This is a genomic window from Variovorax sp. BGA-UO-ETr-C22, from assembly GCF_059567965.1.
Genome location: NZ_JCAQPA010000006.1, coordinates 95671 through 120820, shown reverse-complemented (window position 1 = coordinate 120820; position 25150 = coordinate 95671). Strand labels below are relative to the sequence as shown.

Genomic DNA, 25150 nt, shown 5'->3' with positions numbered 1-25150 from the left:
ATGAAGCTCGCGTGGCAGCGGCTCATGGTGGAGAGCCTTCATGTCGCTGCTGCGTACCGATACCTAGACGCACGGCGTGCGCGGCGACTGTCGTTTGTCACGAAAACTTCATCAAGAAATCGGCACGAGGTCCGGCGCGACGGGTTTCGCGCACATAAGAAGAAGGGCCTCCGCATGGGAGGCCCTTCTGTTTTTTCCGCCTGCGCGGGTAGCGCAAAGGTTCAGCCGCTCAGCGTTTCAGCCCTCGCTGCTCGCCCGGCGTGAGCGACTGCATCTGCGCGGTGGTGAGCGCGCCCGCGCCGAGCACCTGCACCACGCCCTTGGGGTCGTAGGCCGCGCCGCTGCGCTCGCGGCCGGCACCACCGCCGCCGCCCTCGCCGCCCGCGGGTTCGTTGCCGAAGCCGAGCACGCGCACGGTGAACACCGAGGGCAGCGCCTGGCGCTGGGCCGCGCGGTCGCGCTGCACGGCGTCCTGCGCCGCGGTGGCGGCCTGCGAGGCGGCGGCGCTGGCGTTGGTGAGCGCGCCCACGTTCACCGCCGCCACCACCGGGACGCCGGTGGACTTGCCCTGCACCTGGATGTTCTCGGCATTGGCCACGCGCAGCGCCGCCAGGTTCACGTTGCCCGACACCCGGATGCCCGCCTCGCCCGCATCGATGGTGCCCAGCGGCGCGATCAGGTCGATGTCGCCCGGCGGCACCTCGGGGATCGGGTTCAGCGTGGCGATGCCGGCGCCGGTGTTGGGCGTGGTCGGCGACAGGCTGACGTTGCCGGCGTCGTCGTACAGGCGCCGCTGCGGCGTGTAGACCACGGTCGACTTGGAGCCGCGCCCGGCGTTGATGTCGCCCTGCGCCGACCAGGCCAGGATGCCGCCGCCGAAGGTGGTGAAGATGCGGCTCTGGCCCAGCAGGATGCTGTCCAGCGAGTAGATCTGCACCTCGCCCGCGCCCTGCGTCAGCACGCCCGAGCCCTCGCCCGGCACGAAGCCGCCGTCCACCCCCACCAGCGTGCGCCCGCCCGGCACGAGGATGTTCACGTTGCCGCCGAAGTTGGTGTGGATGCCAGCGTCGAGCGCGTCGTACACGCCGATGTCGCTGGGCCGGCCGGCGGCCGTCCAGGCGTCGCGCCGCAGGTAGCTCTTGCCGGCCTGCGGGCGCTTGGTGAACGGGTCCGAGCTGCTCGCGTAGTAGTTGGCGCTGCTGAACATGGTCAGGTCGCCCTGGTAGCGGCGCGCGCTGCCGTCGGCGCCCTGCGCGGGGAACAGCGTGGCGATGGCCTCGCGCCCGCGCAGGTAGCTGCCCCGGCGCGGGCCGCCCTCTTCGTTGTACTCGCGCCCGCCGGCGCGCAGCTCGGCGAAGTAGACGTTGCGCAGGTACACCTGCTGCTGCTCGGGCGGCAGCGCGGCGAAGAAGGCCTGCGCGTCCATGGTGGCGGCGTCGAAGTGGCGGCCCTGGCTGTTGCGCCCGCCGAAGCGGTCGCGCAGCCAGTTCACCAGGTGCAGGCCTTCGGCCAGGCCGAACTCACGCACGAGGTCGCGGCGCGTGCTGCCGCCCCCTTCGCTGCGCTGGCCGTCGATCTCGGCCTGCTTGCGCTTCAGGTAGGCATCGGCGCCGGCCTCGTCGCCGCCGTAGCCGAACTGCTGCGACAGCCAGCCGGCCAGCGTGAGCTCGCCGCCGTAGCTGTACAGCGCGGTGCCGGGCTGGTCGGCGAAGGGCTGGCCGCTGGCGGCGCGGCGCTTGGGGTCGAGGTAACGCGCGGCAAAGCCGGCCCAGTCCGGCCCGTCGCGGCCCACGCCCACCGCCACCGAGATGCCGGCGCCGCTGCTGCGGTCGCCCGGCTTCACGTTGACGATGGCGCCCAGGCTCTTGAGCTCGCCCTTGTCGGCCATGTACAGCTCGCGCCCGGCGCTCAGTACCAGCTCGCCGGGGCCGGCGATGTGGAAGCTGCTGTTGCGGATGTCGCGCCCGGCCTCCACCACCGACACGTCGTCGGCATGGCGGTGCACGATCAGGTTGCCGCGCGCCGAGGCGGCGTTCAGCGTCTGCGGCTGCGGCGGCAGTTCCGGTCGGCCGGGAAAATCGCGCCCGCGCCAGCCCGCGCCCTCCGACGGCACGAGATCGACCTCGCCCAGCGCGGTGCCGGCACCGACGATGTCGCGCCCGGCGCGGATCGCCACCGGGCCCGCCCCTTCGTACCAGAGCCCGTTCGGCGTCGCCACGCCGGTGTTGGAGCCGCGGTAGACGATCGAGCCGGTGCGCAGGCCCACGATGTCGCCCTCCAGCGCATAGAAGCGCGACGGCGGCTGGCCCGCCGGCGCCACGTCGGCCACGCTGGGCGAGGTGAGCGTGAACAGCGGAAAGCGCAGCCACGAATTCTGGCCGTCCAGCGCAATGGAGGGCAGCAGCGCGTCGGCGGCCGTGTTGTGGATCAGCTCGCGGCCGTACCAGAGCTCGCCGCCCAGCGCGGCGAAGCCCGGCTGGAACGGGTCCACCAGCCGCGACGGATCGGCGCCCGAGGGCGTGACGGTGTAGCCCGCCGCATGAATGGAGTCGCGCGCCAGCAGCTCCAGCTGCGCGGTGCGCTTCACCGCGTACTGCGGGCCGACCGGCGACGGCGCCAGCGTGAGGCTCCAGGGCGACAGCACCGGCCCGTTGCTCGATTCGTCGCGCACGCCCGAGCTCGCGCTGCCGTAGTACAAGCTGCCGCTGGCCGCCAGCGCGCGCAGCACCGCCGGGTAGACGAAGCGGCCATCGGTCGCCTGGTGGTTGGTGCGATCGCCCAGGTCGGTCCAGCCCAGCGTCGGCGTGAGGTTGCCGCCGGCGCTGAACAGGTCGATCGCGGTCGACGGCGTCCACAGCGAGAACCAGGTCCAGCCTTCGCCCCGGTGCTGCGTGCCGTTGGCGCTGAAGGGCGTGCCGTGCGTGAGCGTGGGCACGCGCCCCGGATCGGCCACGCCGCCGAGCACCAGGTCGCCGCGCGCGTCGAGCCGCACGCCGGCATCGCCGGGGATCAGCACCGGGCCGCCCGAGGCGATCGACGAGCCGGCGACGTAGGGGCTGAGCGCGCGCGAGTCCTTCGGGCCGGGGGTGCCGAAGTCCAGCTCGATGCCGCCCACCGCACCGCTTTCCAGCCGCAGCGCGCCGCGCAGGTTGGCGAAGACCCCGTTCAGGTCCAGCCGCATGCGGTCGTAGCGCTGGAGGCTGCCGGCCTGCCAGGTGGTGCTGGCGGGCACTGCGCGCACCTCGGGCGCCGGGTTCAGCGTGCCGCCGATGCGCACGTCCAGGTCGCCGCCGCCGGTCAGCAGCAGCTCGCCCGCGCGCGTCACGCGGCCGGTGCTGCCCACGGCGAGATGCAGGCCCTGGCTGCGCGCCACGTAGGTGGCGCTGTGGTCGCCCATCTGCTCCATCATCCCGGCGTTGCCGCCGGTCTCGAACACCAGGTTGCCGCCGCCCAGCGTGCCGATGCCGGTGAAGCCGACCAGGTAGGGCCAGAGGCCGCCGAGGTCGTAGGTCGTGCCCTCGTGGCCCGCGACGTAGCTGCCGAAGTTGATCCACCACGCGGTGGGCACGCCCTCGGCGCCCGGCACCACGCTGCCGGTGCCCTGGCGCCACAGCCAGTTGCCGAGCATGGCGCTGGGCATCTGCTTGCGGAAGATGCCCAGTTCGTCGGTCGTGCGGCGCATGTTGCCGCGCACGCCGATGGTGTCGCCGCGCGCATCGCCCTGCACGCGCATGCGCAGGTTGCCGCCGTGGTCGGGGTACCAGGCGCGGTACAGGCTCTGGCTGTCGACGAACTGCTCGAAGATGTCGTAGCCGCCGTTGAGCACCGTGCCTTGCGGGCCCTTGGCGCGCGGCAGGTGGAAGTCGGCGTCGTCGGCGCGCGCCGCGGCGCGGGTGCCGGCGGTGTAGATGCCGTAGGGCGAGCGCTGCGTGAAGTCGTTGCCGGCCAGCAGGTCCAGGTCGCCGGTGCCGGTGCGCACCACGCTGAACAGCGGCTGGCGCACGGGATAGGACTTGAAGTCCCAGACCTCGGGGGTCTCGGAGACCAGGTCGCAATAGCCGATGTCGCACATGCCCCAGGACACCTCCTCCGGCGTGAGGACGCTGCCCAAGCTGCCCCAGCCTTCGTCGGCCGCCTGCTGGTTCCAGGACCACACCTTGCCGCCGGAGACCAGCTGCTTCGTGAAGGCGTTGCCGTAGTGCGTGTCGGCCAGCAGCAGGTCGCGCTGCGGCCCGCGCGGCTGCAGCGCGCGGCTGTCGGCGGCCTGCGTGTCGGCGCCGGCCACCAGGCGCATCGACCACGACTGCGAGCCCTCGGCCAGCATCGGCGCGATGGCGAAGTTGCGGCCCTGGTTGCCGTCGCCGTCGGCCAGCCGCAGCCGGACCGACGCCGCGCCGCCGGGCAGCACGACCACCGTCTCGGCCGGGATGACGGCGCCGCGCTGCAGCGGCACCTCGCGCGCCAGCACCGGGCCGTTGTAGCGGTAGAACGGCGGCTGGTTGACGTCCAGCACGGCGCCGTCGGGGAACGGCAGCGGCACGCCGACCGGCCACAGCATCGGGCCGACCTTGGCCGCGCCCGCCAGCCGCACGCCGGGGTCCAGCTGCATGTTCGCGCCCAGCACGAGCGGCTGCGCCAGCACGGTGCCGGCCGCATGAAGGACCTGGCCGGACGCATCGCGCACCGCACCGCCGAGCACGGTGCCCGCGGGCAGCGTGTAGCCCTCGGTGAGCACCGCGCGCACCGGCAGCACGGTGCCGGCGGCCAGGCTCATGGCCTTGAGCGGCGCCTGGAAGTTGAGCGCGCGCCCGGGCTGCAGGAAGGTGTTCTCGGCCAGCGTGACGGCGCCGCCGCGCGGCACCACCACGTCGCCGCCGAAGGGCACGCGCCCTTTCAGCAGCACCCAGCCGTCGTCGTCGCGCGTGGCCGGCAGCGCCGAGGTGTCGAAGCCGTCGTTGATGCTGCCGTGGATCTTCAGGTTGCCGCCCGCGCGCATCACCAGCGCGCCGGCCTCGCCCGAGCCGTAGACGCCGGTGCGCTGCGTGCGCGCATTGAGGCTGTCGTAGCGGAAGGCCGAAAGGTCGAGGTCGCCGTCGATCTGCAGGTCGCCGTCGGGCGTGCGGCTCACGATCTGCACGCCGGGGCGCAGGTGGAAGGCATCGCCGTACGCGCGCAGGCCGGCCAGCCGGCCGTCGACCAGCGCGCCGTTGGCCAGCACGTTGCGCATGAAGGCCGTGCTGTCCTCGTGCTTGGCCTGCAGGTAGGCCTGGTCGATGCGCTGGTAGGGCCGCCCGCTGATGTCCGGGTCGGTGCCCGTGGGCGCGTCGTCGTAGCGGAAGAAGCCGTTGACGGTGATCGTGCGCGCGCCCTCGATGCGCTGCGTGCCGCCGGCGTCGATGTCGATGTCATTGCCGCGCGCGCCACCCAGGCGCGGCGCGTTGAGTTCCACCGTGCCGAAGGCGCGCGGCGTGCCATCGGTGCCGGCGCGCAGGTCCATGCGCGCGCCGTTCTCCAGCACCAGCCGGCCCTTGCCGCTGTCGATCTCGATGGTGGCGCGGTTGGGCGCCTCGATGGCCTGGCCGTAGCTGTCCACGCGCAGCCGCGTGCCGTGCGCATCGAGCAGCGCGTTGCCGGCAATGGTGACGCCGTCGCGCGCCGCCAGCCGGATGCTGCCGACCTGCACCCCACCAGCGTCCACGGTGCCGGCCACGGTGAGGCGGCCGCCGTCGACCGAGAGGTTGATCTCGCGCGCCTTCAGCTCGTCGCCCACCACCAGGTCGCCCTGCTTGAGCTGGAAGCTGCGCTCGCCGACCACGCCGCCGTCGGTCAGGCGGCGGTTCAGGCCGGCGAAGTCGGCCAGGCGCTGCGCGCGCACGTCGATGCGCCCCGCCGCGTAGGGCACCGCCGTGCCGCCCGCGTCGTACTCGCCGCTGCTGCCGCCGGCGATGCGGCCCAGCAGCTCGACCTGGCCGGCGCCCGCGCCCAGCGCAGTGACGGCCAGCCGGCCGGCGCGGTTGTTCTGCGCCGAGAGGTCGATCTGCGCGCCCTGTGCCTGGCGCACGTTGCCCGTGCGGCTTTCGATCTCCACGTCGCCGCCCCAGCTGTACTTGTCGACGTCGAAGAAGCGCAGGCGCCGGCCGGCCAGGTCCAGCCGCGCGCCGTCGTGCAGCTGCACGTCGCCGTCGGCGCGCAGCACCAGCTTGCCGCTGGGCAGCACCACTGCGGTGTCGAGCGCCACGCTGCGTCCGTCGATGGCGATCTCGGCGCCGAGCGCGCGCGACGCTTCGGCGTCGGTCATCGCGACCGGCTGCATGCCTTGCGGCGCGGCCACGCGCACGTCGCCGCCGGCGGTGTAGCGCATCACCGAGCCGGCCTCGCCGGTCAACAGCGGCGTGTCGATGCGCAGCGCGCCGCCCGTGCGCACATGGCCCTTGGCCGCCTCGTCCCACGCGCCCTGCGACTGGTAGACCGAGAGCGAGCCCTTCTGCCGCGCCGTGACCTGTTCGCTCGCGTTGAGTTGCACCTCGCCGAAGCCCAGCACCAGCCGGTCCATGTCGTGCACGGTGTCCACGCGCATGTCGCGCGCGGCGCCCAGTTCGATGCGCCGGGCGTCGATCTGCAGCCGGCCGCTGCCGGTGCCCGCGCCGCCGGTGGCCACCAGGCCGGGCGGCGTGCGCGTGCCGTTCCACACCAGCACGTCGGTGTGGATGCGCGCCACACTGTCGGCATCGCCCCAGCCGTAGATCGCGGGCGTGGTCAGCATCAGGCGCGAGATCGTCGACCGTCCGGTGGCGGGGTCGATGGTCGACAGCTGCGTGGAGCCGAAGAAGTTGACCGCGTCGCGCACGGTGAACACCAGGTTCTCCAGCGCCGGCGCGCCGGTGCTGGTGTCGCCGCGCAGCAGGCGGTCGAGCACGGACTGGTTCAGCGTCAGGCCCGGCGGCAGCGCGCCGCGCGCGGCGGCATCGCCCAGCGCGCGTTCGCCGCCGACGTTGATGCCACCCAGTGCCAGCACCAGGTTGCGCGTGCCGTAGCGCGTGCTTTCGCCCAGCGTGAAGGCCTGGTCGGTGGCGGCGGTGATGGTGCCTTCGGAATACAGTCGCGCGCCGGCACTGCAGTTGCCGCTGGGGGCGCACACGCCGATGTCGATGCGGCCGGGGCCCGTTTGGCCGCCACTGGACGCGGACGGTGGCTGGATGTCGATCCAGCCGTTGGACACCGCCAGCACGCTGCGCAAGCCCGGCTCGTAGATATAGCCGCGGCGCGAGTCCCAGGCCGCCGGCCCGCGGCCCAGCGTGTCGATACCCGCACCGGACTCGACGGTGATGCCCGAGTCGCGGCGGTCGGTGACCAGGAACACCTCGCCCGCGCGCAGCACCGCGCCCTCGCGCAGCACGATGCCCTCAGCGGCGCCGCTGAAGCCCAGGCGGTTGGCGTCCCTCAGCCGGTCGGCCGCGGTGGCGTCCTGCACGAAGGTGCCCGCCGGCGCGCCGCCGATGGCCAGCTGCGCGGCGCCGATGGCGTTGAGGTCGCGCGCGTGCAGCGAGGTGCCCTTGAAGTCCGGCGTGGGCGCGGCGCCGTCGCCCAGCACCTCGAAGGAGCGCGCCGTTCCGCCGAGCACCAGCGCCGTGCCGCCCATGCCGTCGCCCACCGTGGCGTAGCGCGCGGTGCCGGCAAAGCGCAGCGCGGGTTCGCCGGGCATCTCGCCCGCCGAGCCCTTCAGGCCGAACTGGAAGCGCAGCGCCTTGGCGTCGCGCTCCAGCAGCGGGCGCGGCACGCCGTCGCGCAGCGCCTGCGCCACGGCGAAGTCGGCATAGCCGGTCTCGTTGTACTGCGCGTAGGTGCGCAGCACGTCGCCCGGCGTGAACACCGCCTGCAGCGGCAGCGCGTCGTGGATGCCGGTGCCGGCCACGCCCAGCTGCGCGGGCGCGGTGTAGGAGCCGTTGCGCATCGCCGTCGCGCTGCCCGGCGCGCCGACCTGCGCGGCCAGCCCGTTGAGCTCGACGCGGAAGGCGCCGGGCAGCAGCGCGTAGGTAGAGGGCATCAGCGTGTAGCGGCCCGGCGGCAGGCCGGGCACGCCGGCGCCGACGGTGATCTGCCGGCCCAGTGCCGGATCGCTCGCGCCCTTCTCCGCGTTGAGCGGCGCCTGCAGCGGCTGCACGCCCGGCACGATGGCATAGACCGGGTTGGTGGCCAGGCCGGGCAGCACGAAGCCCTTGCGCTGCGCGCCCACCTGCACCAGCGGGTGCATGCGCGCGTCGGTGGAACCGCCGCGCCCGGCCAGGAAGGCGGTGCCGGTGAGCGTGCCGCCGCCCGACATGTCGAGCACCGCGCCCTCGCGCACGTCCACCGCGTGGCCGGACAGCGTGATGGCCGGGCCGACGCCGGGCACGCGGTAGGCCACGTCCTTGCCGTTGAAGAGATAGGTCAGCCCGTCCTGCGTGCCGCCGTAGGGCATCAGCAGCCCGTCGGCGCTGACCGAGGTCAGGCTGCCCGCATGCAGCTGCACGGTGCTGGTGGAGGTGTCGCCGAAGACGCTGCCCAGCGCGATGCCGCCCAGCGGCGCGCGCAGCACGCCGCGCTGCTCGATGTGGGCGGCGTGGAAGGTGAGCGAACCGAAGGCCGACTGCGGCATGGCCGGCGTGTCGCCCACGCGCTCGATCACCAGCCGGCGGTTCATGTCCATCTCGGCCTGGCGGGTGCCCCACTTGTCGATGACGTTGCGCTGGCCGACCTGCACCAGGCCGCTGTCGCCGGTGGCCGGGTAGATCTGCGCCGCCGCCAGCGTGAGGTCGCCCGGCACGTAGAACCTGGCGTTGTTCGAGAAGCGCAGGTCGCCGCTGCTGCGCAGCAGCGTGCGGTCGAAGGCGTTGCGCTCCACGACCAGCTCCTCGGGCACGTTGCGCACGATGGTGCCGCGCACGCCCTGCTGCACCATGCCCGCCAGGTCGATGAGCTGCGCGTCCAGCCGCAGCGAACTGCCGGCCGACACCAGCGGCACGCCCAGCGTGCCGGCCCCCCCGCCGGCGTTGCGCGAGCCGAGCACCGGGTTGGGCAGGATGTAGTCGTCGATCTGGGTGCGCCCGCTGGCGGCCAGGCGGATGTAAGGCGCCGCCAGTGCCACGCGCGCATCGGGCGCGGACGCCTCGGCCAGGGCCAGCGCGGTGGTGGTCAGGCGCAGGCTCTGGCCCAGCGAAAGATCGACGCTGCCGTCGAAGGACAGCATGCCGTGGCTGAGCAGCGACAGGTTGTCGAAGCCGCCGTCGTGGATGCGGTCGACGCCGATGCGCGCCGTGCCGTAGGCCAGCGCGCCGTGCGCCTGGCCGGGACGCAGGCCGGCGGCGTCGGCCACCGCGCTGCGGCCCTGCACCTGCGCCAGCAGCATCTCGCGCGGCACGCGCACCGCGTCGTCGACGTTCTCGCCCTTCAGGTTGTAGCGCGCCACCGTGCCGTAGATGGGCGTGTCCAGGTTCAGCGCCAGCATGCCGCCGGCCGCGCCCGCGCCGCCCGCCGCGGCGCGCAGGTCGCCGTCCAGGAACAGGCCGCGGAAGGAACTCAGCGCGATGGTGCCGCCGTGGCTGGCGACCTCGGTCGCGCCACGGCCCGGCAGGTCGAGCGTCGCTGACGTGCCCGAGGCCTCCAGCCGCGCGCCGGGGCGCAGCACCACGAAGGCATCGGCCGCGTCCACCTGCGTGGCATCGAGCACATGGCGCGCGCCGATCTCGATGGTGCCGCCGTTGGCCACCTGGCCGTAGCGGTGGCCGCGCGCGTCGGTGGCCACCACCGGGCGCGCGGCGACGTCGATCAGCGCGTGCTCGCCGATCCAGTACGAGCGCGCGTTGGGCATGCCGTCGGCCAGGTTGCGCGCGTTGCCCATGCCGTGCTCGCCCGGCAGCAGCGCGACGCGCCCGCCCCAGGCCGAGAGCGTGCCATCGACCGTGATCTGGTCGTTGCCGCGCAGCGTGAGCGTGCGGCCCGGGTCGAGCGCGATGTGGGCGCCCTCGCCCACCACCAGCGGCGCGCGCTGGTAGCGCGTGCCGGCCTCCAGCGTCAGGTCGGCGCCGGCGCGCTGGGTGAGCCTCTGCTTCACCGGATCGTCCTGGTACACCGGCGGCATCCACAGCGGCAGCGCGATGGACGGGTCGGCGCCGGTGGGCGCGAGCGCGCCGGCGACCGGGTCGAAGCGCTGCACCGGCATGCGCACGTCCACGCGCGCGCCGTCGGCCACCGCCACGCCGTCCTGGCCGCGCACCGTGTACTGCGCGAAGCCGCTGCGGAACAGGTCGGTGTCCAGGCGCAGCAGCGGCTGCACCGCGACCGCGCGCGGCAGCGCGGTGCCGGCGACGATCGGCGTGCCCGCGGGCATCACGGTGTCGGCGGCGGCCACCGTGCCGGCCTTGTACGACGTGGTCTTGGGCGGGATCGGCAGGCCCGAGGGGAACACGTCCTTGGGCAGCACGTAGCCCTGGGACAGCAGGGTGATGGCCGCCAGCACGCTGCCGGCCGGCACCGTCTGGCCCGGCTCGTAGCCCTTGCCGTCGAGCAGGAACGCCTGCGTGCCCGACGGCACCACCCAGTCGGCGCCGGTGATGACGGTGCGCGCGTTGCTGACGCCGGGTTGCACGCTCTCCTTGAGCGCCTCGCCCGGCAGCGCGCGCGACACCGTGACGGCGAAGTCCATCGGGATCTCGCTGCCGGCCGCGATCACGTAGTCGCCGGCCAGCCGCAGGTGCACGGTGCTGCTGCGCCCCGCCGCGAGCTGCCCGTCGCCGCCCGCGGGCAGCTCGCCGATGCCGATGGCCGCGCCGTTGGCCAGCGTCAGCTTGCCGCCGCCCTTCACGCCGTGGCCGCGCAGCTCGCCGTCCATGCGCAACGTGCCCGGGCCCGCGCCTTCGTTGCCGGGCTGGGCCGCCATCAACGTCACGTCGCCGCCGCGCCCGCCGCGCAGTTCGTTGCCGGCCAGCAGGGCCGCGCCGCCCGACACATCGACCAGGCTGCGCGCACCGAGCACCACATCGCCGGTGCTGCGCAGCGTGACCTGCCCGCCATCCACGTAAGGCAGGCCCTCGATGCGATCGGGCGATTGCGCGATGTGGCTCCAGAGGCCGCGCGCATCCAGCCGCACGCCCTCGCCCACCGCCACGCGCGGCGCGTAGCCGACCGGCAGCACGTCGGCAATGGAGATGTCGACCCAGCTGCCGCCGTTGGCGCTGGCGAAGCGGCTGACCAGGTCGCCCAGCGCGATGCTGCCGCCGCGCGCGACCAGGTCGGCCTCCACCGCCACCGTGGGTGCGTGCAGCGCGATGCTGCCGCCGGGCGCGACGGCAAGGGCCGACGTCACCGCCACCGTGTCGTTCGCATAGGCGACGACACCGCCCAGGCGCTGGCGCTGCAGCCACTGGCTGTCGATGCGCACATGGCCCGCGAGGTCCTTCGGCAGTGCCTCGCCGGCGGCCAGCGCATCGGCCAGCGAGGCGGGCGAGATCGGCGCCTCGGCGAAGGTGACGCGGTCGACCCGCGCGGACGGGTTGTCGCGCAGCAGGCCGGTGGCGGCGTCGTAGACCGGTGCCACGCCGCCGATGACCAGGCGCCCGGCCAGCGGCGCCGCGGTCTGCAGCTGGCGGTAGCTGTCCAGCCCCGCATCGCGCTTGCGCTGCTGGCGCTCGCCCTGGAACACGGTGGCGTCGATGTCGCCTTCGAGCACTGCGGCGCGCGTGCCGACCTGCACCTGGCCGGCATCGCGGCCCACGGTGTAGCCGTTTTCCAGCCGCTCGCGCGGCGCGATCAGCGGGTTGTAGAAGTAGCCGGTGGTGGTCTTGCCCCAGCGCGCGTGCTCGTCCTCGAAGCCGCGGTACAGGCCGGTGTAGACGATGTCGGCCGGCGCGGTCGACAGGTTGTACAGGCGCCCGTCGGGGCCCTTGAGCCAGCTCTGCTGCAGCCGGCCGGTCTGCACGTCGAGCGTGCCGCCGGCCACGTTGATGCGCGAGCCACGCTGCGTGACCAGCTCGCCGCCGGCAAAGGCCACCGTGCCGCCCGACGCGGCCCATTCGCCGACGGTGTGCCCGTCGGTGTTGAGGTAGCCGCCGACCTCCAGCAGGCCGCCGCCGGTGTACCAGCGCTCGCCGGCGTAGCCGTTGACGCCGGCCGCCACGCGCACGAGGTCGCGGCGGTCGATCCACATGTCCAGGTTGTTCAGGCGCTTGCCGTCGCGGTTGAGCGGCGCATCACGCTGCTCGTTGCCCTGCACGTTGATCTTCACGTTGTTGGACGCCATGGCCACGCCGACGCCGACCGCGCCGGCCACGTCGATGGCGGCGCCGCTGGCCACGCGCGTTCGGCGCTCGGCGCGCGCCTGCACCTGGCCGCCGGTGGCCAGGGTGAGCGAGCCGCCGTCGAAGTCGATGTCGCCGGCCGAGTCGATCTTCACCAGCGACTGGTCGCGGCGGTTGTAGCCGCCGTCGCTCAGGCGCATCGAGTCCTTCAGCAGGGTGTCGCGCTGCACGTCGAGCGCGGTCGCGCCGTCGTTCTCCAGCACGATCGCGCTGGTGCTCTGCGGCGCCAGCGTGACGCGCGCCTCGCCGGCCTCGCCCACCGCCCGCAGGTGCAGCGTGCCGCGCGTGTTGACCGAGCTGCTGGACAGCAGCACGCCCTGCTGCTCCACCGTCTTGCCGACCAGGGTCACGTCGCCGGTCGGCGCGGCGATGAGGCCGGTGTTGCGCACGCGGCCGGCGGCGCTGCCGCCCAGGCGCAGCGGATCGACCTCGTTGCCGCGCGTGCTCGAGTCGCTGTTGCCGTCGGTGCCCATACCCTTGCGGATCACGAAGGCGTCGCCGGCGGCCAGCACGGTCTGGCCGTTGGCGGTCGTGATGTTGCCGTGGTTGTGCGCCTCGCGCCCGGCCAGCAGCACGTAGCCACCGCCCTCGGTCACGCTGGTGGGCCGACGCGTGGCGATGCGCGCGCCGGGCTCCACCACCACGTCGGCGGTGGCCGCGCCGTGCGTGGCGCCGGTGGCGTGGAGCACCACGTCGTTGGCCAGCACCGGCACCTGCGTGCTGCCGCGCGTTTCGCTGTACAGGCCCCGCTTGAACTGCGCGTCGCTCATGCCCACGGCCGCGGCCACGAGGTTGCGCGTGTCGACCTGGCTGCTGCCGCTGAACACGATACCGTTGCGGTTCACGACCATCACCGTGCCGTCGGCCTGGATCTGGCCCTGGATCTGCGAAGGCCGCGCCTTCGGGTCGTTCACGCGGTTGAGCACCGACCAGCTGGCCTGCTGGTCGAACTTCACCGTGGTGTTGCGCCCGACGTTGAAGGTCTCCCAGTTGAGGATCGCCTTGTCGGCCGTCTGCTCGACCGTGACGACCGTGCGGCCTGCGGCCAGGCGCTGCGAATCGGGCGTGAGCGGACGTGCGTTGTGCCAGCCGGCGGTGAGCGAATTGGTGTCGACCTTCAGGCCGCCTTCGGCCAGGCCGTCGGGCACCGACGGGTCGTGCTGCGCGGCGGCGCGCGCCGCGGCCTGCGCCGACTGCTGCGCCGCGATGGCGCGCGCCGCCAGGTTCAGGTTGCCGAGGGACTGCTGCAGCTGTTCGTTGGCACGCTGCTGCTGCACCTGCGGCCCCGCGAGCATCGCGGCGGGCAGGCCGTTGGGCAGGCGGCCGGTGGCGAGCGCGGTGCTCTGCGCCATGTTCTTCTGCGCCATCCACGCGCCGCTGAACGCCTGCTGCGCCTGCGCGCCGTCGAACGCGGCGCCGCCGGCCAGCAGCAGCGCGATGGCGCGCACCAGCGGCGTGAGCCGGACCTGCGCGGATGCGGCAGACGAATAAGAAGAAGAGGACGCGTTCGGCGGATTGCGCCGGGACACCGTGCGGCGGCTGCTGCGTTGCATGCGGACTTCCATGGGTTCGTGTTTCGTTGCTCGATCGGGGCCACGAAGCGCAAGGGCCCGTGGACTACCGAGCTATGACAGCGAAGGTCCGGCGCGACTGCACCATGTCACGAAATCTTCACGAACGCGCGGATCGGCACGCTGCGACGCGCCTCAGGCGCTGGCGGCGCCCAGCAGCACGATGCCGCCGGGCAGCTGCGTGAGTTCGGCGCCGTACACGTCGCGCACGAGGAAGGCCACGTCGTCCAGCCGGTCGATGGAGAAGCTGGCCTGCACGCGGCTGCGGCCCAGCGCCTCGTTCGTGAGGATGAGCCGGCCGTGGCGGTAGCGGTTGACCTCGGCCACCACCTGCGACAGCGGCACCTGGTCGAACACGAGCTGGCGGCGGCGCCAGGCGACGACGGGGCCGGTGTCCACGCCGGTGACGACGCCGAGCCCCGCGGGGCCGTAGCGCAGCTGCCGGCCTTCGTCGAGCCGCGCCTGCTGCGTACCTTGCGCCACATCGACCTGGCCCGCGAGGCAGGTCACGCAGACCTCGCCGTCGAGGTGGCGGATGTTGAAGCGCGCGCGCGTCGCCGACACCGTGCCGCCGCCCGCCGCGACCGTGACGCGCGCCGAGGCCGGGCCGCCGGCGAGCACCTCGGCCTCGCCGGACACCAGTTCGATGGCCTCGCCTGCAAGCTCGGGCGTCGCGCCGCGGCGCAGGTTGATGCGCGTCTGCGTGTTCATCTGCAGCACCACGCCGTCGCCCATGGCGACCTCGCGCTGCTCGCCGGTGGCAGTGCGGTAGTCGTCGCCCCATTCGGCGACCGAGGGCCACAGCGCCAGCGGCGGCGACACCGCGAGGTAGGCGACCGACGCCGCGACCGCACCGCCCAGGAAAGCACGGCGACCGGGCACCGGCAGACGGCGGGCCGCCTCGCGCGCTTCCTGCTGGCGCACGCGCTGCGCGGCCGGCGCCATGGCCTGCCACACCTGGCGCGCCTGCACGAAGGCCTGCGCGTGGTCGCGGCTGCGCGCGCACCAGCGCCGGAAGGCCTGGGCGTCGTCTTCGGTGGCCTGTTGCGAGCCGAGCCGCACCACCCAGGCTTGCGCTTCGCGTTGCAGGGTCTGCTTCATGGCCTCGGTCGCCTGGGGTTCTTCAGCGGTCATCATGGGGAGACTGTTTTCCGGCGCCAGGACCGAAGCGCTGGATGAAATCCCGGCCGAGCCGCTCGCAGCAATGTTCCAGGCCGGCGCGCAATTCCTTCTCGACGGTGCGCGCCGACACGCCGTAGCGCGCCGCGATGTCCTTGTGCGGCATCTCGTCGACGCGCGCGGCCAGCACGATGGCGCGGCGGCGGCGCGGCAGTTCGGCCAGCGCGCGCTCGAGCGCCTCGAGTTCGTTGCGCGCCTCGGCACCGCGCGCGGGGTCGGCGGCCTCGTCGGCCATGTCGTACAGCGCCTCGACCTCGCCCACGCTCAGCAGCCGCGAATTGCTCTTGCGCTGGTCTTCCGCCACGTTGAGCGCGATGCGGAACAGGTAGGCCGAGGGGTAGCGCACGGCGCTGCGCACGGTCGAGTTCTCCACGCGCAGGTAGGCCTCCTGCAGCGCGTCGTTGGCGAGGTCTTCCGACCCGAGGCGGTGGTGCAGGTGCTTGCGGAACTGCGCATAGCGCGCGAGGAACAGCGCACGCAGCGAGGCCTTGATCGATTCGGACATGCGCCTAGCCCGCAGCGCCGGCCGCGCGCGCGCGCAGGTACAGCCGGCAGTCGCGCGCCGGGTCGGGGCGCGGGGTCAGCAGCAGCGTGACGGGCTGCGGCAGCGCGGCCGGCGGCGGCGTGTCCAGGCCGAGCGTGCGCAGGCTGGCGAGCACCGTTGCGTCGCGCGCCGGCACGCCGCTGCCCTCGAGCAGGCGTGCCTCGGTGACGGCGCCCGCCGGGTCGATCCACAACTGGACCGCGAGCCGGTAGCGGCCGAAGGCGTCGGGCTGCGCGATGCACAGCACGCGCGTGACCGCGCCCTGCAGGACGGCCGCGTAAGCCTGCAAGGCCGGGACGTTGCCGGCCGGGGCGGCGCCCGCCGGCGCGCGTTCGTCGGGGACGGCGGTCGCCGACTGTGCGGGCACGAGCGTGAACGCGCTGGCGCCGGTGTAGCGCGCCACCAGCCCGGTGCCCGCGAGCATCCGCTGCAGCGCGTCGCGCGGTGCGAAGTCGCCCTGCACCGGCGACGCCTCGCGGCCGTCGGTGAGGCGGCTGGTGACGAGCACCGAATGCCCGGTGAGGTGGCCGAAGACGGCGAGGGAGCGCGCCAGCGGCTGCGCCGGCAGATCGAAATGCAGCGCCGGCGCGTCGCTCGCCATGTCGTCGGCTGCCGCGGCGTGGGCGGCGCACATCACCAGCGCCATGACGAGGCACCAGGACAGTGTCAGGCCACCGCCCGATGCGGAAGTACGTGTCATGTGACGGAGGATCAACAGCAGCAACGAAGGGTCTGGAAAGCGGCCGTCCGCCGTGCGGCCCGGGTGAGCGTGCGGGCGAGACTAGCGACCGTGCATGACCGACATGTGACGTTTCGTTCACACTTCCGACCTCGCGAGATTCCGTCTTCTTCCTGACTTGCACGGGGCCCAGACTGCCCGGTTGGCCGTGATCGCGGCACGGCGTTCCTTCTTCTTTTTTTCCTGGAGTGCAACGATGCGCGTCGGTGTGTGGCTGTTCGGCGTGATGCTCTCGGTGATCGGCACTGGCGCGGAGGCGCAGACGCCGCCCTCCGGTGGCGGCGAGGCCGACGGCAGCTGCGTCGAAGTGGTGGTGAATGGCGAGCGCACGCCCGCCTACGACTGCCTGACCCGCAAGCTCGCACCCACCCTGCCGACACGCGGGCCGGACGACGCGGCGCCCGGGCTGGCCTCGGAAGCGATCACGCAGCGGCCGGGCAATCAGCTGGGGTTGTTCAACCGCGCGGCGACCGGGCACCGCATGGGCAACACCTTCGGCACCTCGGTGTATCCGCAGCGTCCGCCGCCGGCGGTGTACACCTCGCCGCTGCTGCCGCCCCGGCCCTGAGCGGCGGCATGCGGGAAAAGAGGCCGGGCGTTCAGAGTTGCTGGGTCACCAGCACCACGAACCCGGCCAGCGAAATGGCGACGCCCATGGCTTTCCTGAAGGTCTTCAACATGTCGTGTGCTCCATCGGTGAGATCCGTGAGCCTCGATGGTGCGCCGCTTGCGGGCGCAGCGGGTTTGGCAATCCCGATGGCCGGGATAGAAAAACTTCAACCGCAGGTGCGGCGGGTGCGGGTGAACCCGGTCAGCTCGCCCGTGCGCCGGTCCGGGCTTCGGCGAGCGACAGGCGCTCGCGGGCGAACTGGCTGGCCCGCAGTCGCACGCGCGCGACCGCGGCGTCCAGCGAGGGTTGCTGCATGAAGACGAGCACGCCGCGCTTGAGCCCACGCAGGCGGAGTTCGGCCACGCCGGCATAGCGGCCGCCGGTGGTCTGGCGGATGTCGATCTCGCTGGACCAACCGTCGGAAAGTTCGACGAAAAGATGTTGCTGTGTGGCGCTCATGTCAGTGAGGAGCTTAGGGCTACTGCCGGCGCCGCCCTAGGACATAGTTCCTAGGTATTAGCATTTAATTTCGTTTAATAACAATTTCACGCGCTTCGCGCAAAGGGACACCATGTGTGAACATCCGCATGACTTTCGGCACTCGCGCCGAAACAGCGTGCCATCTAGGATGGAGCGGCCGTGATCCGTCTCCCTCTTTCTGCGCATCCTCCCGACCGGCCTGCCCCGCAGGTCGACACCGTCCGCCCCGATTTCCGCGCCGCCGCATGAAGGACGAGATCCACTCCGCCGAGCACCTCTACACCATCGAAGTCGAGGGCCGCAACGTCACGGTGCGCGACGTGATGGTGGCGGCATTCACCTACCGCATCAAACTCGAGGAACTGCTCGGCTCGCCCCGGCAGGTCGCGCACTGCTACCGGCTCTGGCGCCGGCTCGAGCGGCTCGACGAGCCCCCCATGACCCGCCTGGACATCAAGTACGCCACCGCCTGGCGCGACGCGCATGCGCAGGCCTGGCAGGTGGCGCAGGTGTTTCTCACCGACCCGCACACCAAGACCTTCGTGCTGCGGCTCGCCGCTCCCTAGCGGAGCGCGTCAGCGCGTCAGCGCATGTGCGCCATGTCGCGGATGTCGGAGCGCAGCGCGCTGCGGTCGGCGCCCGCGAGCGGCAGGTTGACCAGCAACTCGAGCCGGCGGCGCAGCGAATACAGCACCTGCAGCGCGCCATGCGCCGCGTCGTCCGGGCCGGTGTGGGCGCCGGCCACGTCGGGGTAAGGCCACAGGGCCGCATCGGGCTGGCCGGGCCAGCGCGGCTGCAGCGGTTCGAGCGCGGGGTCGAGCGTGATGACGACATCGGCGTTGTGCGATCCCGCGCGCGCCAGCAGGTCCCAGCTGCGCGGCGGCGAGATCGGCAAGGCCATGCCGGCGCTGCCCAGTGCCTCGACGGCCGCGGGGTGCACGTCCGCCGCCAGCCGCCCCGGCTGCCCGCACGAGCGCACCGAAAAGCGCTTCGCATCGAGGTGGGCAAGACAGGCCTCGGCCAGCACGCTGCGCAGCGAATTGCGCCGCGAGACAAAGACAACCTCGATCCGTTTCTGCATGGTCGAACGACTATAGCCACGCCGTGTGGCAGGTGGGTGCCGAAGCACAGGGACCCTTTTGCAGACGCCTGTTTACCCCGGACCTGCAGACATGACAAATAAGTGTAAACACTCGTAAACCTTGCGGGATGGGTCGGCGTTAGAACCGCATGACAACCGACCCCTCCCTCGTTGTGCTTGCTTTCCTGGTCGGTCTTGCCGCGGGCGTGACGCTCATGAGCATGCTGGCAGTCCTGCGTTCCGACCAGGACCGCCTGCCGCGCTCCGAGCACACCCGGCTGTAAGGCAGACCGCGGGCATCGCCTGCCGGCACGTGGCCGGCCGGCGCAAGCGGGCGCGCTTGTTCAGAACCCCGACTGCTCGATCAGCACCGAGGTCGCCGCATGGATCCAGCGGCGGGCCAGGCTCTCGCGGGTGCCTTCGAAATGCGCGCGCACCTCGCGCACGCCATCGACCGGCGCGTCGTCTTCTCCCTCCACCGTCACGCGGAACCAGGCTTCGGCCGGGCGCAGGTCTTTCTTCTGCGCGGTCGGGTTGAGCGCGATCGGGCCGCCGTGGTCCTGCGCCAGCAGCAGGTGCGGCAGCCGGCGCACCGGGCTGTTGTCGATGGCGCGCACCTGCCCTTCGAGCTTGCGCGTGCGGCCCTTCACGAGGATCACCGCGCGGCTGCCGGCCGCCAGGCGCTGGCGGTCGTGCTCGGGCACCAGCGCTTCCACGCGCCAGCGCCGCCCGTCGACCACCATCGCCATCAGTTGCGACGGCGCCACCCACGTGCCGGACTGCAGCAGCGGATCGACGTCGCGCAGCGTGCCGCCGTGCGCCGCCACCAGCCGCAGGCGCAGCAGCTCGGCGTCGCGCGCGCGGCGTTCGGTGTCCCAGCGGCTGGCCTGCTGCTCGGCCAGCACCTGCTGCGCCGCCGGGCGTTCTTCCAGGCCCATGGCGCCGCGCGCCGCGCGCGCGTAGGCGCTGGACATCACGCGCGCCTTCTCGCGCTCCTCGGTCTGGCCGGGCGCTTCGAGCGTGACCAGCGACTGACCCGCCGCCACGGCCGCGCCGTCGTTCGCTTCCATCGCCGCCAGCCGCGCCGCATACGGTGAGAACACGGGCTGCTCGACGCCGGCCCGGATCACGCCCGGCGCCGAGATGCCGCCGTGCCACGGCACCAGCAGCACGACCGCCACGAACGCGAGCAGCAGCGCCGCGCCGAGGCGCCGCCGCGGCCTGATCTCGCCGCGCCGCGCGTGCCACACGCGCAGTTCCGCCATCACCGGCCGCACGACGAACACGCCCATCTCGACGATGAAAAGGAACACACCCAGCGCCTTGAAAAACGCGTGGTAAACGACGACCGCGATGCCGATGAACAGCACCAGTCGGTAGACCCAGGTGGCGAAAGCGAAGGCGATGAGAAAGCGCCGGAAGCCCGGCGTCAGCGTCTCGGGCGATGGATCGTCGAAGCCCAGCAGCCAGCGCCGCAGCGCGCGCCGGGCCTGCTGTCCCGCGCGTTCGTGCAGCCCCGGAAAATCGAGTGCGTCGGTCAGCATGTAGTAGCCGTCGAAGCGCATGAAGGGGCTGGCGTTCACGGCCAGCGTCAGCACCCAGGCCGTCGTCGCCAGAAAGAACAGCGCATTGCGCAGGTCGCCGTCGGGCATGAAGGCCCACAACAGCGTCGACCACGCGGCCAGCACCAGCTCGGCGCAGATGCCGGCCGACGCGATGGCCAGGCGGTGCCGCGAGCGCGCCAGCTTCCAGCTTTCGCCGGTGTCGGTGTAGGCCATCGGCCACATCACCAGCAGCGCGACGCCCATGTGCCCCACGCGCACGCCGTGGCGCGTGGACATGAGCGCGTGCCCCATCTCGTGCAGCAGCTTCGACACCACGAGCGCGCCGGCAAAGCCCAGCACGCCCTCCCAGCTGAGCGCACCGCGCAGGTTGGCTGCCACCGTGTCCCATTGCCGCGCGGCCAGCAGCACGCCGACGCCGGCGGCGAGCGCGCTGAGCGCCACGAACCAACGGCTGTAGAGCCACTCGACCCAGGGCAGCATCTTCTCGAGCAGCCGCGCCGGCCGCACCAGCGAAATGCGCACGAACAGGTAGTTGTTGAGCAGCCAGCGCCAGGCCGGCATCGGCGGCTTGCGGCGCACGGTGCGCAGCAGCTGGTGCTGTTCGAGAAAACCCTGGAAGCGCGCCACGTCGTCGGCGTCGGGCGCCAGCGGGGTGTCGCGTTCGATCGCCTGCGCGATGCGCGCGGCGTCGGCCATCGGCCAGCGCTGCAGGATCTCGAACTCCAGCCAGCCGATGCGAAAGAACAGGTTGCGCACCGGGTCGCACACATGCCAGGCTGGCGAGCCGTCGCCGTTGGCGCCGGCCGGGTGGATCTGCAGTTCCTCGCGCAGCGCCGGCCACGGCGGCGGCGCTGCAGCGCCCGCAGGGGCGCCACGGCCTGCGGGCGCCGTGCCGCTCAGCATCCGCACCACTCCCGCGCCGCCGCGAACGGCCGGCGCAGCAGCAGGTAGCCGAGCACGGTCCACTCGCCCGAGACGCGCGCCGTGCCGCGCAGGCCGATGCGCGCCACGCCCGAGGGCTCGCTCAGGTGGCCGCGCAGCTGGTAGCTCGCCACGCCGTTGGGCGCCTCGACCGCCTGGTAGCCGGCGTGGTCGAGCCGGGCCGACACCGGGTCCAGCGGCGCCACGCGCAGGAACAGCGTCATGGGCGCGCCCGGCGCCAGGTTGACCGCCTCGCTCACCGGCGCCCAGGCCTGCACGCCGAGCACGGCCGGGTCGGCCAGAAGCCCGACGCGCTCGCCGGTCTGCACCGGACGGCCGGCCCAGTCGTCGGGGTCGGAGTACACGAACACGCCCGCCGCCGGCGCCTTGATCTGCAGCTGCGCCACTTCGCGCTGCAGCGCACCCACCTCCACCTCGCGCTCGCGCAGCTTGCCTTCGGCCAGGCTCAACTCGGCCTTGGCCGACTGCGACTCGATGGCCCGCTGCGAGGCCTGGTGCAGTTCCAGCCGCGCGGTCGACAGCGCCGCGCGCGCCACGGCCAGGCGGTTGTCCAGCGTGGTGTCGTCGAGCTCGGCGATGGTCTGGTCGGCCACCACCGGCGTGTTGGGCGGCACGGTCATGCGGCGGATCACGCCGTCGCGCGGCGAGGCGATCACCTGGCTGCGTGTGGAGATCACCTCGGCCTGCAGCAGCGCGTACTCGCGCACCGGCACCAGCAGCGCGAGCGGCAGCAGCGCCAGCGCCCGGCGCAGTGGCTTGCGCGCCCACGCTTCGTGCAGCAGCGTGCCGATGGAGCGGCGGCGCCCGGTCAGCGCCCACCACGCGTGGCCGTACATCGCGGCGGCCTGCAGCAGCAAAAACTCCGGCGCCTTGGCGTCGAACTCGGTAGGCCACGGCGCCTCGCGCGCCAGGAACAGCGCGGCGCGCGCGCGGCCGTCGGGGTCGGCCATGGGCAGCACCCACACCTGGTCGGGCAGCCAGTCGGCCCACGAGGCGGCGAGCGCCGGCGGCAGCATGCCGGGCGACAGCGCCAGCACGCGCGCGGCGGCCGGCAGTTCGTCCAGCCGCGCCTTCAGGTGGTCGGCCACGGAGGCCAGCCACAGCGCATAGGGCGAGTCGGACTCGACATCGGCCAGCCCCGAATGCGCCACCAGCCGCGTGCGGCGCGCACCGAAGAAGCCGACCAGCGCGGCCTGCCGGTACGGCGCAAGTGCGTGGGTCTCGTTGCAGATCAGGAAGGCCAGGTCGGCCGGGCGCTGCGCCGCGCGCACCTTGGCGGCCAGCGCATGGAACGCGAGATCGGTCACGACGCTCCGCCCTTGCCGCGCGCGGCGCTCATCCCCTGCCGACCGGCGCGCGCACCTGCCCGCTCATGCCCGGCAGCACCTGGCCGGCCGCCTCGCCCGCGAGTTCGGCCTCGATCTCGATGGTCTGGCTCACCGCATCCACGCGGCCCGACACGCGCGTGACCTTCAGCACCACGGCGGCGCCGGTCTCGTCGACCGTGGCGTCCAGGCGCTGGCCGGTCTTCAACCACGCGAGCCATTGCGAGGGCACGTTCATGCGCGCCTTCAGCGGCCCGTTGCCGACCAGCTCGACCACCGGCGCGCCGGGGTTCACGCCCTGCCCCACCTTCACATGCACGCGCGCCACCTTGCCGGCGAAGGGCGCCACGAAATTGCACTGCGCGATCTGCGCGTCGAAGATGCGGACCTGGCTCTGCGCCTTGTTCACGTTGGCCGCGGCCAGCTCGACCTCGATCTCGGCCGCCGACTGCAGGCCCTGCAGCTTCAGCTTGCCCACGTACTGCACCTTGGCGGCCTCGTGCTCGGCCCGCGCGGCGGCGCGGCGCGCCTGGATCTCGTCGCATTCGTAGGCGGCCAGCACCTGGCCCGCGCGCACCGTGTCGCCCAGGCTCACCGGCACCTTCGCGAAGCGGCCCGGGGCCGAGGCCGAGAGCACGCTTTCCTGCGCGGCCACCACGAGAAAACGCACCGGCGCCAGGTTGCCCGGCGCACCCGCCGGGGCGCTGCGCGGGGCGGGGGCCGGCTGGGCGCCGGCCTGCAGGGCACCGCCCAGTGCGCACGCCAGGAGCACGCCGATGCGAAGCGCGGAGAAGGACGACGGTTTCAAGGGCGGGCTCGCTTTCACTTCTGCGTCACCGTGGCGCCCGTGCGCGCGAGGCGGCGCACGTCCGTGATCACCGACAGCGTCGCCGCCTCGGCAAAGGCGCTCACGGCGCTTTCGGTCGTCACGGCCGGCACGTAGCTCGCGTAGTTCTGCGACAGCAGCTCGCGCCCGCCCGGCTCGGCCAGCGTGAGCCGCCACTGGGCGCGCGTGGTGCCGCGCTGCTGCGGCACCTTGCGCTGGAAGGCCAGCGTGAGCACGAGTGCATCGGCCGCCCCCGAGGCCACCAGCTCGTTGCGCATGACGATGCGCTCGACCGCGCCGCGCACCGCCGCTTCGCTCACGCCCGACGGCAGGTCGCGCACGCGCACGCTCACCGGCCGGTTGCGCACCGGGATCAGCGCGGCTTCGAGGAACACCGCCTTCTCGCCTTCGGCCATGCTCTGCTCGATGGCCCTGGCGACGGTCTTGATGTCGGTGCTGGCCACCGTGGCCGGCATCAGGTCGATGCCGACCGAATTGAGCACCCGGCCGTACGAGGTCTGCGTGGCCGCATAGGCCGTGGCCAGCTGGAAGCGCGACACCAGCGCGCGCGCATCGACGCGCAGCGCCTCAAGCTCGCTCTCGAGCTGGTTGCTGGCACCGGCGCGCGCCACGCTGGCCATGCGCTGGTCGACGCGGCTGGATTCGGCCGCCAGCTCCTGGTCGACCACCGCCAGCTTGTAGCGCTCGGCCGACACGCGCACCTGCGTGACCACCGCCATGGTCAGCGCCAGGCGGCGGGCCTCGTCGGTCTTCTTGCGCGCGTCGTTGGTGCGGTTGATGGCCGGGATGGCCGCCAGCCGGAACAGGTCCATCGACAGGCTCACGCCCGCGTCGCTCCAGTTGCTGTTGTAGAGGAAGGAGTTGGAGTCGTAGCGCGCCCCGGCATACAGGTTCAGGCTGGGGAACAGCGAGGCGATCTGCTTCTTGGTCTCGGCGATGCCGATGCGCGCCTTGTAGTCTTCCTCGCGCAGCTCGGCGCGGTTTTCCAGCGCGGCGACCTCGAGCTTGTCGATGTCCAGCGTGACCGGCGCGCGCCCGTCCTGCGGCCCTTCGACCAGCGTGAAGTCGACACCCGGCGGCAGGCTCACGAGCGCGGCCAGCTCGCGCTTGGCGAACTGCATCTCCTGGCGCTTGGCGTTGACCAGCGACATCGCATCGAGCAGCGCGCGCTGGTAGGCCAGGCCCTGCGCGGGCGGCAGCACGCCGGCGCGCTCGGCCTCGCGCGATTTCTTCAATGCATCTTCGATGCGCACCGCCAGCCGGTCCGCGTCGCCGATGAGCTGCTGCGCGCCGATGGCGCGCCAGTAGGCGCTGCGCACGTCCTGCGCGATGTTCTGCAGGATCTTTCGGCGGCGCTCTTCCGAGATGTTGACCTCGTCCGCCGCCTGCTTGGCGCGGAAGTAGCTGATGCCGAAATCGAGCGCGTTCCACGACAGCGTGGCGCGGCCGTAGTAATGCGAGCGCTGCTCCGAGGTCGAGGGCCGCAGGCTCACCACGCGGTCCTCGATGCCGATGCTGGTGCCGCCCGAGTCGTTGCTGCGGTCGTTGTAGCCGGCGTCGGCCACCAGCTTGGGCAGCATGTCGGCGGCCGACACGTCGAGCAGGCCGCGCGCCAGCGCCGACTCCATGAGCTTGAGGCGGTAGTCGGCGTTGTACTTGAGCGCGCGCGCCAGCACCTCGGAATAGGTCATGGGCGTGGCGACCGCGGCCTGGTCCTTGTACAGCTGCTTCTGGTCATGGCGCACGCGCACCACGATCTCGTCGCGCGTGAGCTGCACCGGCGTCATGCTGCAGCCGGCCAGCATCAGCGCGGCCGCGGCGGCGGTCCACGACAGGGGGAAACGGAAGGTCGACGCGGGGTGCTTGTGAATGTCGGTCATGGTGCTCGATGGGTAGGACATGGTTCGATGGCTCCGGCGTTTTTCTCTGCGTCGA

At 72.8% G+C, this 25150-nt stretch carries 13 protein-coding genes; 3 read left to right on the top strand and 10 right to left on the bottom strand.

Annotated elements, in window-relative coordinates; translation table 11 throughout:
• Positions 1-229: 229 nt before the first annotated feature.
• From AC57B8_RS02160 to AC57B8_RS02145, 4 genes are all read right to left on the bottom strand, one after another.
• On the bottom strand, positions 230-13885 hold the full coding sequence (locus tag AC57B8_RS02160) for a filamentous hemagglutinin family protein (RefSeq protein WP_496478520.1): 13656 nt from the start codon (positions 13883-13885) through the stop codon (positions 230-232).
• Between the two features lie 153 nt (positions 13886-14038).
• Positions 14039-15037 (bottom strand): FecR family protein, encoded by a 999-nt coding sequence (locus AC57B8_RS02155; protein ID WP_496478519.1) that lies wholly within the window; start codon positions 15035-15037, stop codon positions 14039-14041.
• The gene (locus AC57B8_RS02150) at positions 15027-15587 is read right to left on the bottom strand and encodes an RNA polymerase sigma factor (RefSeq protein WP_095745876.1); all 561 of its coding nucleotides are present in this window, start codon (positions 15585-15587) and stop codon (positions 15027-15029) included. Before AC57B8_RS02150 ends, AC57B8_RS02155 begins: the two co-directional genes overlap by 11 nt.
• 4 nt (positions 15588-15591) lie before the next feature.
• On the bottom strand, positions 15592-16326 hold the full coding sequence (locus AC57B8_RS02145; RefSeq protein WP_496478518.1) for a secretin and TonB N-terminal domain-containing protein: 735 nt from the start codon (positions 16324-16326) through the stop codon (positions 15592-15594).
• A 235-nt stretch (positions 16327-16561) separates the two neighbouring features.
• Here AC57B8_RS02145 and AC57B8_RS02140 point away from each other — a divergent pair, with 235 nt between their 5' ends.
• Positions 16562-16933: a hypothetical protein gene (locus AC57B8_RS02140; RefSeq protein ID WP_496478517.1), complete on the top strand. Its 372-nt coding sequence runs from the start codon at positions 16562-16564 to the stop codon at positions 16931-16933.
• Between the two features lie 243 nt (positions 16934-17176).
• Here the strand turns inward: AC57B8_RS02140 and AC57B8_RS02135 are convergent, their stop codons facing one another.
• Complete coding sequence (locus tag AC57B8_RS02135) at positions 17177-17434, bottom strand: hypothetical protein (RefSeq protein WP_062482654.1); 258 nt, start codon at positions 17432-17434, stop codon at positions 17177-17179.
• Positions 17435-17700: 266 nt separating this feature from the next.
• Here AC57B8_RS02135 and AC57B8_RS02130 point away from each other — a divergent pair, with 266 nt between their 5' ends.
• Positions 17701-18021, top strand: a complete 321-nt coding sequence (locus tag AC57B8_RS02130) for a hypothetical protein (RefSeq protein WP_062482657.1) — start codon at positions 17701-17703, stop codon at positions 18019-18021.
• 17 nt (positions 18022-18038) lie between these two features.
• Here the strand turns inward: AC57B8_RS02130 and AC57B8_RS02125 are convergent, their stop codons facing one another.
• Positions 18039-18536, bottom strand: a complete 498-nt coding sequence (locus tag AC57B8_RS02125; protein WP_496478516.1) for an arsenate reductase/protein-tyrosine-phosphatase family protein — start codon at positions 18534-18536, stop codon at positions 18039-18041.
• A gap of 149 nt (positions 18537-18685) precedes the next feature.
• Between AC57B8_RS02125 and AC57B8_RS02120 the strand changes: the two genes are divergently transcribed.
• Entirely contained in the window at positions 18686-18820 is a 135-nt protein-coding gene (locus AC57B8_RS02120; protein WP_260684871.1) for a hypothetical protein, read from the top strand.
• 60 nt (positions 18821-18880) lie between these two features.
• On the opposite strand, the gene AC57B8_RS02115 is transcribed toward AC57B8_RS02120, so the two are convergent.
• The 4 genes from AC57B8_RS02115 to AC57B8_RS02100 are packed head-to-tail and all read right to left on the bottom strand — an operon-like array spanning position 18881 to position 25116.
• Entirely contained in the window at positions 18881-21004 is a 2124-nt protein-coding gene (locus AC57B8_RS02115) for a site-2 protease family protein (protein WP_496478515.1), read from the bottom strand.
• The gene (locus AC57B8_RS02110; protein WP_496478514.1) at positions 20998-22350 is read right to left on the bottom strand and encodes an efflux RND transporter periplasmic adaptor subunit; all 1353 of its coding nucleotides are present in this window, start codon (positions 22348-22350) and stop codon (positions 20998-21000) included. Before AC57B8_RS02110 ends, AC57B8_RS02115 begins: the two co-directional genes overlap by 7 nt.
• A 28-nt stretch (positions 22351-22378) precedes the next feature.
• Positions 22379-23176, bottom strand: a complete 798-nt coding sequence (locus AC57B8_RS02105) for an efflux RND transporter periplasmic adaptor subunit (RefSeq protein WP_496478513.1) — start codon at positions 23174-23176, stop codon at positions 22379-22381.
• Between the two features lie 14 nt (positions 23177-23190).
• Positions 23191-25116, bottom strand: a complete 1926-nt coding sequence (locus AC57B8_RS02100) for a TolC family protein (protein WP_496478512.1) — start codon at positions 25114-25116, stop codon at positions 23191-23193.
• Positions 25117-25150 lie beyond the last annotated feature (34 nt).